The organism is Acinetobacter seifertii (assembly GCF_000368065.1).
GTDB classification, from domain to species: Bacteria; Pseudomonadota; Gammaproteobacteria; order Pseudomonadales; family Moraxellaceae; genus Acinetobacter; species Acinetobacter seifertii.
This window is the reverse complement of record NZ_KB851203.1, coordinates 205,594-220,848: the sequence shown is the minus strand read 5'-3', so window position 1 is coordinate 220,848 and position 15,255 is coordinate 205,594. Positions and strand designations below refer to the sequence as shown.

Below are 15,255 nucleotides of genomic sequence, written 5' to 3'. Positions count from 1 at the left end.
TTAGGCCACCTGACCTAACGGGTTAATCTTATCATAGTACATTGCTTCAAACTCAAAAGGCGATACATAACCCAGTGCACTGTGTACACGCTTTTTATTGAACCAATCTACCCAGTTTAGTGTCGCAAGTTGTACATCTGCTAAACCTTGCCAATCTGCTTTTAAATATTCAATCACCTCTGTTTTGTATAAGCCATTCACCGTTTCAGCCAAAGCATTATCGTATGAATCACCAGTTGTACCGACTGATGCTCGTAAATTTGCTGCTTCCAAACGATGGGTGTAACGAATAGAAAGGTATTGCACGCCTCTGTCGGAATGATGAATTACATTCTTTGGCATACCGCGAGCATGTAACGCTTGTTCCAGTGCATCAAGGACCATGTCTGTATTCATCCGTGTTGATACTTTCCAGCCAACAATTGCCCGTGAGAAAACATCAATCATAAAGGCGGTATACACCCAGCCTGAATGGGTTTGAATATATGTGAAGTCTGCGACCCACAGCTGATCTGGATGATCAGCACTAAAATTCCGTTTCACCAAGTCGGCTGCTCGTTTTTGATCATCTCTGCTACGTGTCGTTTGTTTGTTCTTACCACGCCAAACACCTTGTATTCCTAGCTGTTGCATCAATCGAGCAACTGTACAGCGCGCAACAATATAACCTTCCCGTTTCAGTTTTTGCCAGACTTTACGTACACCATACCGACCTGAACTTTCCTGCCAAATTCGTTTAATTTGTTCAGCATGATGCAGGTCATGTAGATCTCTTTTCGCTCGATGTTCTGGATTGTCCGCAAGATCTAAAGTTCGATAATAGGTTGAAGTTGCGATTGGTAGAATTCTACAAATCGCCTCAACACCGTATAGGTCTTTATGGTTATGAATGAAATCCACCATTATTTGTGTGGGCGGTCGAGCTCCGCCTGGGCGAAAAAAGCAGCTGCTTTACGTAGAATTTCATTGGCTCGCTGCAGTTCTTTATTTTCGCGTTCAAGTTGTTTAATGCGTTCTTGGTCTGAAAGCTGCTGTACTTTAATTGGATTCTGTTGATTCAAATGCTTCTGATGCCAGGAACGTAGTGTTTCAGGAGTACAGCCAATCTTGGGAGCAATTGCTGTGATTGCAGCCCAAGTAGAAGGATAATCTTTTTCGGATTCAATCAATAATTGAACCGCTCTATCTCTGATTTCAGGGGTGTATTTTACTTTTTTCATCGGGACATTCTCTCAAGAAAAGTGGTCTCCGACAAACCCGGTACGGTTCATTTTGTCGTATCTCCTTTAACAAAGTTGCCCGAACTAAATTATCAAAAAACGATGAAATATCTGTTTTTAAAACAAAGGGCTTTGTATTCCTTAAATCTTTTGCCTTTTGTCTTGCCTGAAATATACCTACACCTGAAACAGAAAAATCGTTAGATTTAAGTATAGCTAACTCATGTTTTAAGTGTTTGGAAATATAATCAATTAAGATCATCTGCACTAGACGATCTCTAACGGTTGGTATGCAAATTAAACGTGGCTTTTTACTAGGATTCTTTTTATTCTCAATAATTACTGGATACAGTTTTTGAAATCTGTAGCTTTGAGTTTCAATAGATTTTATTAAAAGCTCCAATTGAACATTTAAATTATTCTCAAATTCTTTAATTGAAACATAGTTGGTATGATATTTTTTATCATAATTTTTAATATTTTTTTGTTTGAAAAATTTAAATTTTTCATCAAAATTTTCTTTAATAAAGTCTTTAAATAACATGATACTAAATCTCTTTCTTCTCCATTGCGTCCTTGTAAAGCTATCTCGCAACGGTTAAAAAGGGACACATCCATTCAAATGGTAATAGCTCATCTCATCGGTGATAAGACTAGCCAGTCCATCCTCATGGTTCTGTTCTGATGCACATTTCTGTGTTGTCGAGCGAACCAATGGTTTACAACAGTGTGAGCAATAGTAGGGTTTTAACCGACCATTTAGATATTTGAAATATATAAGAGTATTTGTATATCAGCAACATACAATAAACAATGAACTGTAATAAATAGTAAAAAGCCATCTAGATAAATCTAAATGGCTTTATATTTCTAGATATTCAACTTAGGCAAAGCTCTCACAATCTTCATTGTTTCCAAGCTTACAGTGATGACCCCTAATAGCCGTACTCCCCCCGATATATTATAAAATAATCGATCAGTCAAAAAAATTAAATGATTTCCAACAAATATTGCACCTAATAATTCGTTATTAGTTTCATACTAATCAAAGCAAATTATATGAGAGTAGTTTTAAGTTAAGACGGTAAAAATTTTTATTAAAAATTATTGATAATCTTTAACCAGATTGGTATTCATATATTTTCAACTCAAGTAGAAAGATTTAAATATATTTAGGTAATATTTTATTCATCAGCAAAATTATCGAAGTTGTTAATAAGTTTTATCATTTAAGGAGCAATTAAATAATGAATTATTGTTGGTAAATTCCAGATTGTAATTGCAAGAAGCATATATATTAGCCCACAAAGAAACATAGCTATGAAAAGCGTGTTTCTTCTTCTATTTATAGGCTCTATAAATTTCTCTTTATTATCATGTTTTGAAGTATAGTTTTGAAGAATTCCTAACCATTGTTTACTTTCATCATATGATAAGTTAGCATCTCTGTAGTGACTTATTAATTGCAAAGTGCAGGATAATATTAAATAGCCCGATAGGAATTTTAGGAAAGTAGCTAACTCAATACTATTTATTAACTTAGTTAAATTGTTTGTATCAAACTTACTGATGAAAGAGAGAGCAACAAATATTAGAATGCCCAATATATCACGTGTTAGGGATGAAACTAAATCACGGACTTTAGCTGCATACATATCAGCTTGTGATTTCATATCTTTTAATAAATCACGCATTTCTTTATGATAGGCGTCTTTTCGCTCTAAAATAACAAACGTATAACTATCTTTTGCTTGTTGTAAGGCTTCATCTAAGAATAAATTCATCCCTTTAATTAAACTATTACTTGGATCTATATCCATAGAAAGTCGATCCATAATTAACTTTAATCTAGTTTCTGAACGTTCCTCATAGACCCAAATTACAGCTTTGATTAGATTGTTTAATAAATCAACACTAAAAGTATCTGAGTCATCAAACAAGAATAGTTCTTGTCGTTTGACACCACGCAGTGTGACTTTGTAACTATCATTTTCACATTTAAGTTCTTGTACTAGGCATGAGCTTAAAATTAAAATACCTAATTTAATAAAAGGTTTAGCTAGCTCATGATTTAAATTCCCCCAAGTCAGAGTAAATGTTCTAGGCGATATCCTGATGGTCTTATTTACAGTCATCACGTGAATTAAAGCTTGCACTCTTTCATCATCAGGTAAATCATCTAATGAACTATTAGTAGTAGCATTGATCTCTCCAATTGGTAGAATCCAAAGTAACGAGTTCCCAAAGCGTGCCATTTCTCCTCTAACTCTTATAGTGATTGCATTTGAAAAATCTTCACTAGGTGAGCAAGGGTCTATTAATGAGATCCATTCCATCATGGAATGTTTATCATAAAATAGAATAGTCTTTTCATCATTTCTTGCTTTAAGAAGGTCAGCAAGGTTTTTCTTAGCAAGAATTAATCGCCATGAAAAAGTTAGGTATTGCTCTGTATTTAAATATTTATCGTCAAAATTTATATTTTCCTCACCAGCTCTAATAATTAGATCACTAATAAAGTTATTTTGAGCTAATTCTTTGAATAAAATAAATATATTTCTAAAAATATTTACTGTAACTTGATCTAAATTGTTTCCCTTTATTGTTAGGCGTGCATCTGTCTCCTTGAGATTTAAGGAGACTTTTTGTAAATTATCTAGTTCTTTAAATAAATTTTCTAAATTTTTCATTTCAAGGTTTCAGACTTACTTCATCTGTTTCAATGATAATTTTAGAGCCTTGCTGGGTTTTTTGAATTACAAACCCTACCGCTTCGTGACTTCCTTCGAAAGTAATAGTTATACCCTCAGCTGTGATGTAAGTATGCTTTCTATCTTTAGGTTTTATTGAATTGGGCTGAGGAGTAAAAGATTGACCAGCTACTCCTTTTTCATTTAGTTTTTCTTTAAGAGACTGAGAAAAACTAAGTTTTCTATCGGGATTTTCTTCATCTCTAACAATAGTATTAATGAATAGTTCAGTATCAAAAATATCATTATCACATAAAAAGTTTAAAGCTCTTTGTGTATAAGTTGCAGCATCTTCACCGTCAGGTAATTCATCTAGTGGAATTGTTCGTGCCCATTCTTTTACAGTTTGGAACGCAATTTGAGTTAGCTGAGTATTAGTATTGCGCTCTTTTACTCCTAAAAATTTCCTGAAGAAGCCAGCAAGTGTAGGTTTATATATACGATCAAAAGCTAAAACATCCCATAAGAAAACATTACCTATATCTATTAAAGCACTTTTTTGTACTGCTTTTTTACTTTCATTTAGTGCATTTTTTATATCTGTTACTGTAGCTATTTTTTTACCTTCTACTTCCTTATATTCATAAGTAATAGAGGGTTGATTATCCATTTTTACTAGAAAAATTAATTTCTTATAATTATTTGCGCTTGCTAGATATTTTACAACACATACAACAAAAAGCCCACCCGACATTCTTCCTGAATGCTGAAGTGAAAAATTAGCTGCAATTGTTCTTGAAAAGGTATCAAAGTCAGACTCTAGACTTTCACATGATTCTTTAATGTTAGGTATATCTTGACGGAAAATATACTGCGTTCCCTCAGCAATTTCTTTTAAACGTTCAAGGAAAAAGGTTCTTTGATTTGGTTGTAGTTCAACCTCATCCATATAAATTACTTGATCTTCCTCAGTTGAAGCGTCAGGATTAACTATATGAAAAATAAATTTTTCGATCTCAAGAGAGTCTAGATGATCTTGTCTTAAACCGCCTTCTAATTGTGGCATAAATTCCCCTTCTTAATTATTTCTTAGCTTCGTAAGCTGAGTTACCTCAACCTCTAAATTATCCATAAATATATGTTTTTTTAAATACTGACATATCTATAATTCTTTTCAAGTGAAAGTTATGCGACAGATTACGTCAATCGAATAAAATAGATGGGTAAAAAGATACACTATCCTCCAATTCCTAATACTTAAAAAAGAAGGATAGATATCAATTTAGCTATTCTAATTTAAGAGTATTATTTCAGCTTCGAATACAACTTACTCTTACTATCATACTGATATAGTACAATTTTATTTACTTTAACCATCCGATTGTTGTCGTTCATATCCGTTCCCTGATAATGAATCTGGAATGGATAAAATGGTTGTCCATTTTTGTTGACTTGGATTGCGGAAGAATAGCCATACTCTGGTTGTTCTGAAACTTTCCCTTCTTGGAACATTTGTTCAACAATATAACCGCCCTCATTTAACAGAAGAAGTGACCATACGCTTTCCCCATAACCATTTCCGTAATAACCATCAATGGTATAGCTTCCTAGTGTATTGTTTCCAAAAGCTTGTAAGTTCTTTTTAAATTCTTGGGCGTTCCATGAGGTTCGACCATATCCCTCAATACTTTCAATTCCCCCTTGGGCTGTTTTTGAAATCATTTGGAATTGTCCATTGTCCAATTTTTTAAAGAGATATAATTCCAAAGTACCTCGTGTAACATGTGAAATTTCTATCCTGCCTTCGATTGCTAAAGTCACTTCCACAGGGACTAAATAACGGGCTTCCCCCTGCATATTCTGGTAAGTAAAAATAGGGGCGATACTGATCACAGCGTCTGTGAGATCGTCCAAGTCGCTAGGCTTATTAACATAGTAGTATTTGCCACTTCCCCAGTAATCATCTTTTTTTCTTTCTCTGGATGATGTCACCTTGTAAAAACTTTGGGCAATGGTATCTGCACTCAGATTAGGAAGTACCACTTGCTTAAAGCTTTTAGGTTCAAGCGTGGATGTATCATAGTATTTAATAGCAGTTGTGGCTGTTTGTACTGATGACGTTTGAGTGGTATTGAGCTGCTGTGCTTTAGCCTGCAATGTATTGTATAACTTGATTGCTTCTGGTTGTCCCTGCCGTGCAGCACTTTGCAATAAGGCTATACCTTTTTCTGCATCCTGTGGCACAACATCCCCATTAAGATACATGACTGATAATGCGTACTGGGATGGAGCATAACCATTGGCGGCTGACTTGGAGAACCATTCAGCAGCTTTTTTATGATCTATGGGTACGCCATTTTTACCTAGGTAGTAAAGCATCCCCATATTATGGTTACTTTTATTGTTATCTCCCTTTGTTGCTACTTGAGACAAAACATAGTTTAACCCTGTTGATAGGGTTACTTTTTTGGTTTCAGCACATACCGTTGAACTGGTTACGACCATACTAGTAGTCATTGCAATACTGAACATTAATTTTTTCATCTGATTCTTATCCTATATATTGTTGTTATTGATAATGATCAGCCGATAGTAACTGGCGGATTTCACTTGCCACTTTTGGACTACGCCACGGAAATAGTACCTTAAGGCTATAGTTAGGTTTAAATTGATCTCTTGTTCCAATATTGACTTGGAACTCACGCTTCATCGGTGTTCGATATTCACGCTGATTAACATGTGTTCCCATCATCGGGTTACTGATCACAGTAGTAGTGGTTCTGAAGCGATCTTCAACCAAGTTGTAATGACCTACAGAGGTAATGTAATCAAAAGGATATTTAACTAAACGTTGATCAGGCTGATCAAACAGGATAATGGTTTTATCCTGACTGTTAATCCAGACTCCACGATTTTGATAATTAAAGGTTTCACCCTGACGTTTCAGTTGTTCGGTCATCCCATCAAAGAAAGTATTTCCATATTGATAGAGGTAGTAGATGATCACAAACCAGAATAGATCAAAACCAAAGAAGATATATGCGAAAGCGCCAAAAGAAAAAATCTTGGCAACAATTAAAAAGATCACTATTGGTAAGACTACACACTTTAAAAATAGCTTGGATTTCTTTGGGTAGTTTTCGATTGGAATGATTTTTGGTTTGGTTAATTCAGTCATAGTTATTCCCACACATGTTTAATGCAATAACTCAAAATCACAAGGGGGACATAAAAATAGGTATTTTTTATAGGCGTGACTTAGCCATCCACCTTATGAATTGTTCTATTTAAAAATGTTGCTTTTAATACAGCTAATTAAGAATTAGCTCTGTATTCCCCATTGTCTGAAATAATGAGGCTGAACATGTGGCGAGGCACAGAAGAGAAAAAATGAATGAGACATGGTAAAGTCCTATATGCAAATAAAAGTCTACCAAATCACTGCTAAATGATGGTGGTAGAACAAAGAGGGGGTTAGCAGACTGGGCATATAGAACCAGCACGCACGAAGCGTCCCCCTCCCGTTCTACCGCAAAGGGGGAACAAGAAGGTTTCGCACATAATCCATACTTTGATAAGTATGAATCTGGTACGCTATACGCCACGGTCTGCTAAAACCGACTGACAATTTAGGTCAGCAAGGGAATGATAGTTTTTAGCAGCCGTCCAGTCAATTACTTTGATTTTTAGTGGGGTCAGAAAATAGCATTCACTGATCAATTTATCTTATTTATACTTAAAATTAATCCGAACTTTTCTTACTCATCGGCTCATTCAATTTAGCAATACTTAATCCATATTTATGAGCATTGTATTGCCACACTACGAACTGCTCTAACAACATAGCGTTTTCTTTTTCGAGTCTGGCATTCTTGACTTCCAAAGCCTCAATTCTAGTTTGAGCAATTTTTAAACTAGGAGGTAATTTCTGTGTTGTATTACTCTTAACCTGTGTAGATTTTGGTTTTTTGCATTGATCATAGGCATTCTTAATACGTACATATTTCTGTAATGTTTGACGAGTTGGCGCAGGCACAAACTCTAGCTGTAGCTCAATAGCTTTACATAGGAGTTCCCAAGTCAATTTCTGATTTAAAGGCCAATAATCAAGAAGCTCAACAATATTCTCGATGTCTTTATCGGTTAAATGCTGTGCCATATCAAATCCATAAATCCATTTGCAATGCAGGACTGAGCAAATGTGGTTCATCCTCTATCTTTTTACGTTGAGTATTCTCAATAACGGGGATACGTTTACGACCTGCTTTTTGATACGCTAAATCGAGATGCGTAACATCTTCAGAAGGGGGCAGACTCAAAGGTGTTCCATCGGGAATGTTTGGATCATCCAGTAGAGTAATCATCTGTTCACAACGTTTAATTGTAAGCTCTCTAGTTTGCAACCAAACCGTTGCACCAGTAACATTTTTACTAACAGCCTCCTTATCCTTTGCCCATAAGATTTTTTCTTTTCTAAGTCGATCTTGAAGCCGTTTTTTCTTTTCTGCATCACCTTTAATGCAAACATGTTCCGTACAATTCAAACAGTTTCGATATTTTAAGCAAGGTTCATCAATATAGGAATGTGTACAGAGACCAAACTCGGTAGTGTGCATGGACAATGTTGTTTTGGTATTTAGCTCTTGTAGAGTACGAGGTGTAGCGATCTGAAATGTAAATGCACTATCTGTATTTACTGTACCAACCTCATTTTTCTGCATCTCAATTAAGCCAAAATTACGATCTTCAACCGAAGTATGGTCATATACTCGATTTTGCTTCATATCAGCTCGCCCTGACCATTTAGCAAGCAACATGCTATCCATTCCATTAGTATTCGCTATCGTATTCAACAAATGCCTAAATTGGTGAGACGTAATACTATAACTATCAGATCCCCACCGTTGAAAAATAGATTGCACATTTGATAACACATCTTTTCCTCTTAACTTCTTTTTAGTTGGTGATAAGTCTTCATTTAAAGTATCAATATGTGGCATCCATAATTCTGAATAAATAGTTAATTTATTACTATGATATTGGTTTGCGAAACTACAAAATAAAGCTTCTGACCACCTAACCTTAACTCCATTACCAGTTTGAAAAGGTACATAAGGAAAACCTTTGGGCAGTCTCTTTCGCAGGATAATATTTAAATCATTCAAGCAGACTTCGTAATCACTAATAGGAATATCACGACTTATTAAAAACTGTCTTCCACTACTATTTGCTTGACGAGCATCCAATAGTGACGCATCAAAACCCATTGCTAACAACACTTCACTACGTTTTAATAATTGATCATCAGGGACATCAGGACAAAGCTCATGTCTCGGAAATTTATCACTTGTCTCAAGCAAATATGCTAAATGTCTAGGCTTTTCTGACATCTTTTTCAAACGTGCAATTGCCCGTTTGGCCGTTGGAATCATGGCACTCGGAATATATTTAATGTCATACCCATATTTTTTTTGTGCATACCATCTAATACCGAATACTTTTTCAAGATTAGATCCATCTGCCACAAGCCCTAAACTGCTCTTAGAAAGCGGTTGGGCTTCTTCCTCGTGGATACAATTATGCTTTAAGAAAAACAGTTCTGATGCTCGTTCTGGTGCAGATAGAAGCAACCCAACAGCACTGGTGACAAAAATATCTCTATCTGACAACTCAGAATCTTTCCGTGAGAAAATATCAGCTAATGCAAAAATCGCATCCTCATCTGGAAGTTTAGATGCTCTATGTTCCTCGGACTCTGTATCTAATACAATTGATTTATCAGAAGGCTTTTTAATTGGATTTTTCCATTCTGGTAAAGCAACTATTTTTAATTTTTGAATAAAGTCCAATAGAATTTTTAATTGTCTACCTACATGATACGCAGAACTCGCTTTATAGTTTATCTTTGCATTCTCAGCAGCTAAGTCAAAATCTGCAATAACCAATTTAGTTAAATCAACTTCACCATATCGGTCTAAGCATATTTGTTCTATTGCCCGAATTGCTAGAATCGTATCTTGAGTTTTTAACTTACTATTAGTCTTTTGATACTTAACATATGCCTTGGCAAATTCTAGAATCGAATGGTGCAAAAGATTTTCAGGTGATCTATCTTTGGATGAAATACCTGTTTTGACAAAGTTTACTTCGCCTTTCCAATAATTCTCATCAAATCTGATATCTTCATTTAATTCTGATAATTGTTTAACAAAATCAATAAACTGCTTAATTTCAGAGTAAGGAGATTGAATTTTGTCAGATGGAAAATATATTAAATCATCCATGATTGAACTCCTTACAAGCATCAATTACTTGCTGAACGGCAATAATTGTTAGGTCATTCACGGCAGTGACCTCAAGGCTACAGCCCATCGTAATTAGATCATCCCGTTCTTTAATTAATTGCTCTAGAACCAGATGATGCGGTGCATTAGCCCAAGGCATAAACTTGCTACACAGATAACATGCTATCGGCGCATAATCATTACAGTATTGATGCGTACCACATGAGCCAACGTCACAATCCTGTTCTATGCAAGAAATTCGATTAGCATCTTTAATTTGTGATTGTGCCTCCATCTCATCCTTTACAACTATTCCCTGAAAAGCATCCGCATATTTGCGTAAACTCTCGTCCATGATAGATGATATTTGCTGTGCAATTTCTGGCACACTTTGTATATAGCAATGTGCATTTTGGGTGTCATGGTGATCCAATAATTTTGCAATGACATTTACGCCTGCTTTTTGCCTAGCAGCATTTGTACCAAGTGTATAGCGGAACCTATAAGAAGTTACGAATATTGGTTTACCTGTTTCCCTTGAACGAACCCCAAGCTTTCTTACAGCATCTTTTAATTTTTGGGTGAGTTGAACCGTGGGCAAATGAATAATTTCATTTGGTAAAATTTTCGAAATTTCCTTTTCATCGCTCCAATCTAACTCTATTAATTTTTCAAGATCATAAAATAATGGTAGTTCATCAACTTCCTGTTTTAATAATTCTCGATTAATTGCATTACTCAATGTTTGTTCCAGAATCCGAATATGCTCAAATAAAATTTGAGCGATACTTTCACGAATTCCAACTTCACTAAAAGCAAATCGGAATCCACTAGCACCTCTAACTTTAGCTCTCGGAATGTTAAGTATATGAACTTCATTTTTATCATTAAAATTATACTTATCCGATACGTATAAGTCTTTTATCTTTAATCCTGCAATTTGGATTGGTCTTCTACCAGTCGCACAGAAAATACGAATTAAAGCAGCCTCGTAATAAGAAATCTTATTTTCTGCTAAATATTCGTTGGTTCTAGTGATAATTGCTTGAAATTCAAATGGGCTAAATGGGCCTTCATCTGGATCAAGGGAAAGAACTGCTGCTCCTTTTTCATTGCCACTTAATCTCCATGAATCCATTAAATCATAAATTTCATCACCTACTGAGGAAAAACCCAAATCATATAGTTTTTTCAAAAAAACTCTTAGCATTGCTACTTTGTATTCATCCTTTTTTGATGAATAAAAATTTTTATAATTTAAAAGACCTTTAATTGAAAAATGATCTTCTCCTGTAATATCGGAATATTTACCAATATATTCACACATGTTTGCTGTATGTGAACTTGAGCTATACTTAGCAAAATGAGCCAAAGTCATGACAATTTCTGATTGAACAGAAAATTCATAATTTCGTACTCGAGAGATATCTATAGTTTTATTGATATCTAATATCCATTTCTGATCATCGATACTAAATTCATATCCTTTGAATGAGGTAAAGGTATTTTGTGATTCATCGAAACTATCGGTTTGAATTGATTTATTCATTTTCATCCTCAAATTTTTCTTGGATACTTAAATAAATCTCTACAGCACGCTTATTCTCTGCACGTCTTGAATATCTTCTTGCACTTTGTGAGTTAGGTATCCATCCCATCAGATATGCACGATCATTTTCAACTTGTGATTCTGTGGTTTTGCCTTTTTCCACTAGGATTTGTGACTTCTCAGAAAATTTATCATTCCAAGTATGTCTAAATGCATGAGCATGTACATTGAATAGAACAACTTTAGAAATTTCATAAAATATTTTACCTAAAGCATTGATTGATAAAGGCTGGCCTTTATTTGATAAAATCAAAAAGTCTGTTAGCTCTGCATTAGGTACTGTTGACCTATAATTTAAAATATAAGTTTCTAATTTTTTCTTCAGATTTTGATTGACTGCAATTGATCGACTTCTGGTTTTAACCAAAGGTTGATATAGCCTAGAATCACGTTCATCATGAGGATTACGCTTAATAGTAAGATATGATGTAACACCTTGAGAGGGGGTTATATCTGTAATCTTTAAATTTAATAATTCACCTTTACGACATCCAAGATATAAAAACAAATAGATAATTAGCTCATTTCTATAAGTAAGATAATCTGATGTCCAGATACGATTCTGATTATCAGGATCAACCGCCTTGAGAATTTTATTTAATTGATTACTATCAAAAGATTTGTATTCAGACTGAATATCCATGGACTTACGAGGTCTACGAGATTTTAACAAACGTTTTGTACTTGTTATTGCTGATGAATGAAGATGCGTCTCAAACCATCCAATATATTCAGCAAAATTAGTTAACCGCCTATATATTAATTGTTTAGATACATAGTCCTGAGTAACAACCAATTTTGCTCTAGATCGCTCTTTATTATTACTTTTTGGAAAACTTATGATCTTTGTTTTTGAATCTGCCCCACCTAATCGACTGCGATTGAAACTGGTTAAATTTACTATGGCTTCTATTTCGTTTAGTTTTAAAAAATCTTTACTTTTTATCCTTTGTTCCAAGTCAATTCCTAACTTATCCAACAACTGAAAGAGCAACTTAATATCTTCCAAAATAGCTGAAATTGTATTGATTGATTGACTACGATTTCTTAAATGAATGATCGTATATAAATTTGGATAAGTCATAGGAACACCATCACTATTCAAAAGAACAGCGAATCGCTCACCACTACTCATTACAAATCTTTTAACAGACATCATGGTTAAATTTAACAAAATATCTCAGTATCAAATATCATAATATATAAGTAAAAAAATTTACAGAACCATTTCTAGTATCTGTAAATTTTATTTGTAACTAACTACTAATAAAGAATAATTTAATAAACTTTACAAAACATAGTCTCTAGGGTGTGTCAGAACGGTAAATCGTCGTCTAAATCAGCTGGTGCAGACGCTGGTTGTTGCGGCGCTTTAGGAGCAAAACCACCACCTTGCGGGCTGTTGCCACCATTACCGAAACCACCTTGACCACCATAACCACCGCCATTGTTTTGACCGTAGCCGCCACCTTGGTTGTTATTATTTTGATAACCGCCACCTTGTTGAGGTGCGTTAAAACGTGGTTGATTAAAATCATTACCGCCAGCGAAACCTTGTTCACCTTGTTGACGAGCATCTAACATTTGCATCTGGTCGCCACGGATTTCTGTCGTATAACGCTCTTGGCCATTTTGATCTGTCCATTGACGTGTACGTAATGAACCTTCAATGTAAACCTTAGAACCTTTACGTAAAAACTGCTGAGCAATTTCCCCTAAACGGTTATGCAAAACAATACGGTGCCATTCTGTTTGTTCTTTACGTTCACCTGTATTTTTATCAGTCCAAGATTCACTTGTCGCGATCGAAAATTGGGTCAACGACCCCCCATTTGGAAAAGTTTTTGTTTCAGGATCACGACCCAAAGTACCAACCAAAATAACCTTATTTACACCACGCATTAGCTGTCTTCATCCTATAATTTCTATGTTTTACTTTATAAGAGTTATGCTTAAATGGCTACCTCTTTACCAAACAACTGCGTTAAATCACGTCGTGCAGCATCATCAAGAGTCTGTTTATCGACTTTAATATAAGCAACCTGCTGGTCAGGCATCACCACAACTTCTTCAATACCACGAATTGCCAATAGCTGTGTGGTCCACTCATTCACCTGTTGCACTTGCGGTAATGGCAACACAATAGATGACAGATACCGCGGCTGAGCTAAACCAAAACTAATTAGCAGCCATATTATAGCAATCCCTGCTAAGACACTCCATCCAATCGCAGTATTATGTAACATCAATAATTGACCACCTAGCGTGCCACCAAAAAAAGCACCTAAGAACTGGCTACTGGCATTTACACCCATGGCGGTAGCTTTTGACTGGATTGGAGCTGACTTTGACAACCAAGAAGGCAATAAAGCTTCCATTACATTAAAGGCAATAAAGAAAATACCTAAGCCTGCGAGCAAGACATATTTAGACTGATAACCAAATATGAGAAGCAGCAACCCCACAATAATACCTGTAATTGCTGTTAAGAAAATGCCTCGCATTTTGCGATATTTTTCAGCGATGATAATGCTCGGAAATGCAAAAAATAAACTAATCACCAACAGTGGCAAATACACCAAGCCGTGGCTCGCCAGAGGAATATGCGCAAACTCGATAAGCTGTGAAGGCACATAAATAAACATGGCTGTCAGCAATAAATGCAATGCAAAAACCGAAACGTGTAAACGGTTTAAATCACCCATTTGAATGACTTGCTTAAGCTGCGCCATATAACCTTGCTGATAATTACGATGGTGACGAGTCACTTTAGGTACAAGCAATAGCATCGAAATCGCGATTAAACCCATAATTGTGGTCACAAAGAATAGACCAGAAATACCGACAAGACTTGTGAGCCAAGGCCCAAGGCTAAACGCGACAACAAAAGATAAACCAATACTCATGCCCATAGCAGCCATGGCTTTAGTACGCTGCTCTTCACGCGTCACATCAGCTAAAAGTGCCATGACCACTGCCGAAACCGCACCAGCACCAGCGATGGCACGGCCAATAATGACGCCATAAATCGTGTCAGATAAACCCGCAATTGCACCACCAATAGCAAAAAGCAATAAGCCAAAGACTACAAGCGGTTTGCGGCTAAAACGGTCAGCCAGCAAGCTAAATGGAATTTGTAAAATCGCCTGACTTAGACCATATACACCTACGGCCAAACCAATAAGTGCCGGAGTCGCATATTGATATGACTGCCCGACTACAGAGAAGACAGGAATAATCATGAACAAACCCAACATGCGTAGCGCAAAAATACTACTTAAAGCAAAAGTTGAGCGGCGTTCCAAAGCATTCATCATATCAATACACGTTATCAAACTAGGCAAATTATAAGCCGATTCGTTTCTAAAAATACGGGAGAGATGATTTAAAATAACGATTTCGGCTTAAAAAAATAAAGAGGCATTTAGCCTCTTTATAATATCGAACTTTAC

Annotated in this window: 11 protein-coding genes, 1 pseudogene and 1 other annotated feature; all 12 genes and pseudogenes read right to left on the bottom strand. The window is 35.6% G+C overall.

Going from position 1 to position 15,255, the window contains the following annotated elements; translation table 11 throughout:
* Positions 1–1,220, bottom strand: a protein-coding gene (locus F985_RS21075) for an IS3 family transposase (RefSeq protein ID WP_085945696.1) whose coding sequence is annotated in 2 segments (ribosomal slippage) — positions 1–944 and positions 944–1,220 — 1,221 coding nt in all. Because the reading frame shifts where the segments join, the coding sequence is not laid out codon by codon here.
* Positions 829–945, bottom strand: a sequence feature (AL1L pseudoknot). Its footprint overlaps the gene before it by 117 nt.
* Before the next feature lie 43 nt (positions 1,221–1,263).
* Positions 1,264–1,764 (bottom strand): annotated as a pseudogene (locus tag F985_RS21065) (reverse transcriptase domain-containing protein); the annotation flags it as partial.
* Between the two features lie 685 nt (positions 1,765–2,449).
* Complete coding sequence (locus F985_RS21060) at positions 2,450–3,910, bottom strand: hypothetical protein (RefSeq protein ID WP_004705022.1); 1,461 nt, start codon at positions 3,908–3,910, stop codon at positions 2,450–2,452.
* A 1-nt stretch (position 3,911) separates the two neighbouring features.
* A complete protein-coding gene (locus tag F985_RS21055; RefSeq protein ID WP_004705021.1) occupies positions 3,912–4,976 on the bottom strand; it encodes a nucleoid-associated protein in 1,065 nt (354 codons plus the stop codon).
* A 239-nt stretch (positions 4,977–5,215) separates the two neighbouring features.
* The gene (locus tag F985_RS21050) at positions 5,216–6,454 is read right to left on the bottom strand and encodes a tetratricopeptide repeat protein (RefSeq protein WP_004705018.1); all 1,239 of its coding nucleotides are present in this window, start codon (positions 6,452–6,454) and stop codon (positions 5,216–5,218) included.
* Between the two features lie 25 nt (positions 6,455–6,479).
* Complete coding sequence (locus F985_RS21045; RefSeq protein ID WP_004705017.1) at positions 6,480–7,088, bottom strand: sortase family protein; 609 nt, start codon at positions 7,086–7,088, stop codon at positions 6,480–6,482.
* A gap of 564 nt (positions 7,089–7,652) precedes the next feature.
* The gene (locus tag F985_RS21040) at positions 7,653–8,069 is read right to left on the bottom strand and encodes a hypothetical protein (protein WP_004705014.1); all 417 of its coding nucleotides are present in this window, start codon (positions 8,067–8,069) and stop codon (positions 7,653–7,655) included.
* Position 8,070: 1 nt separating this feature from the next.
* Positions 8,071–10,194, bottom strand: a complete 2,124-nt coding sequence (locus F985_RS21035; protein WP_004705013.1) for a hypothetical protein — start codon at positions 10,192–10,194, stop codon at positions 8,071–8,073.
* Positions 10,187–11,743, bottom strand: coding sequence for a site-specific integrase (locus F985_RS21030; RefSeq protein ID WP_004705011.1), 1,557 nt, complete (start codon positions 11,741–11,743; stop codon positions 10,187–10,189). The genes F985_RS21035 and F985_RS21030 overlap by 8 nt, the downstream gene beginning before the upstream one ends.
* On the bottom strand, positions 11,736–12,962 hold the full coding sequence (locus tag F985_RS21025; protein WP_004705009.1) for a site-specific integrase: 1,227 nt from the start codon (positions 12,960–12,962) through the stop codon (positions 11,736–11,738). The genes F985_RS21030 and F985_RS21025 overlap by 8 nt, the downstream gene beginning before the upstream one ends.
* Positions 12,963–13,117: 155 nt before the next feature.
* Entirely contained in the window at positions 13,118–13,705 is a 588-nt protein-coding gene (gene ssb, locus F985_RS21020; RefSeq protein WP_004705007.1) for a single-stranded DNA-binding protein, read from the bottom strand.
* Between the two features lie 50 nt (positions 13,706–13,755).
* A complete protein-coding gene (locus tag F985_RS21015; protein WP_004705005.1) occupies positions 13,756–15,120 on the bottom strand; it encodes an MFS transporter in 1,365 nt (454 codons plus the stop codon).
* Positions 15,121–15,255 lie beyond the last annotated feature (135 nt).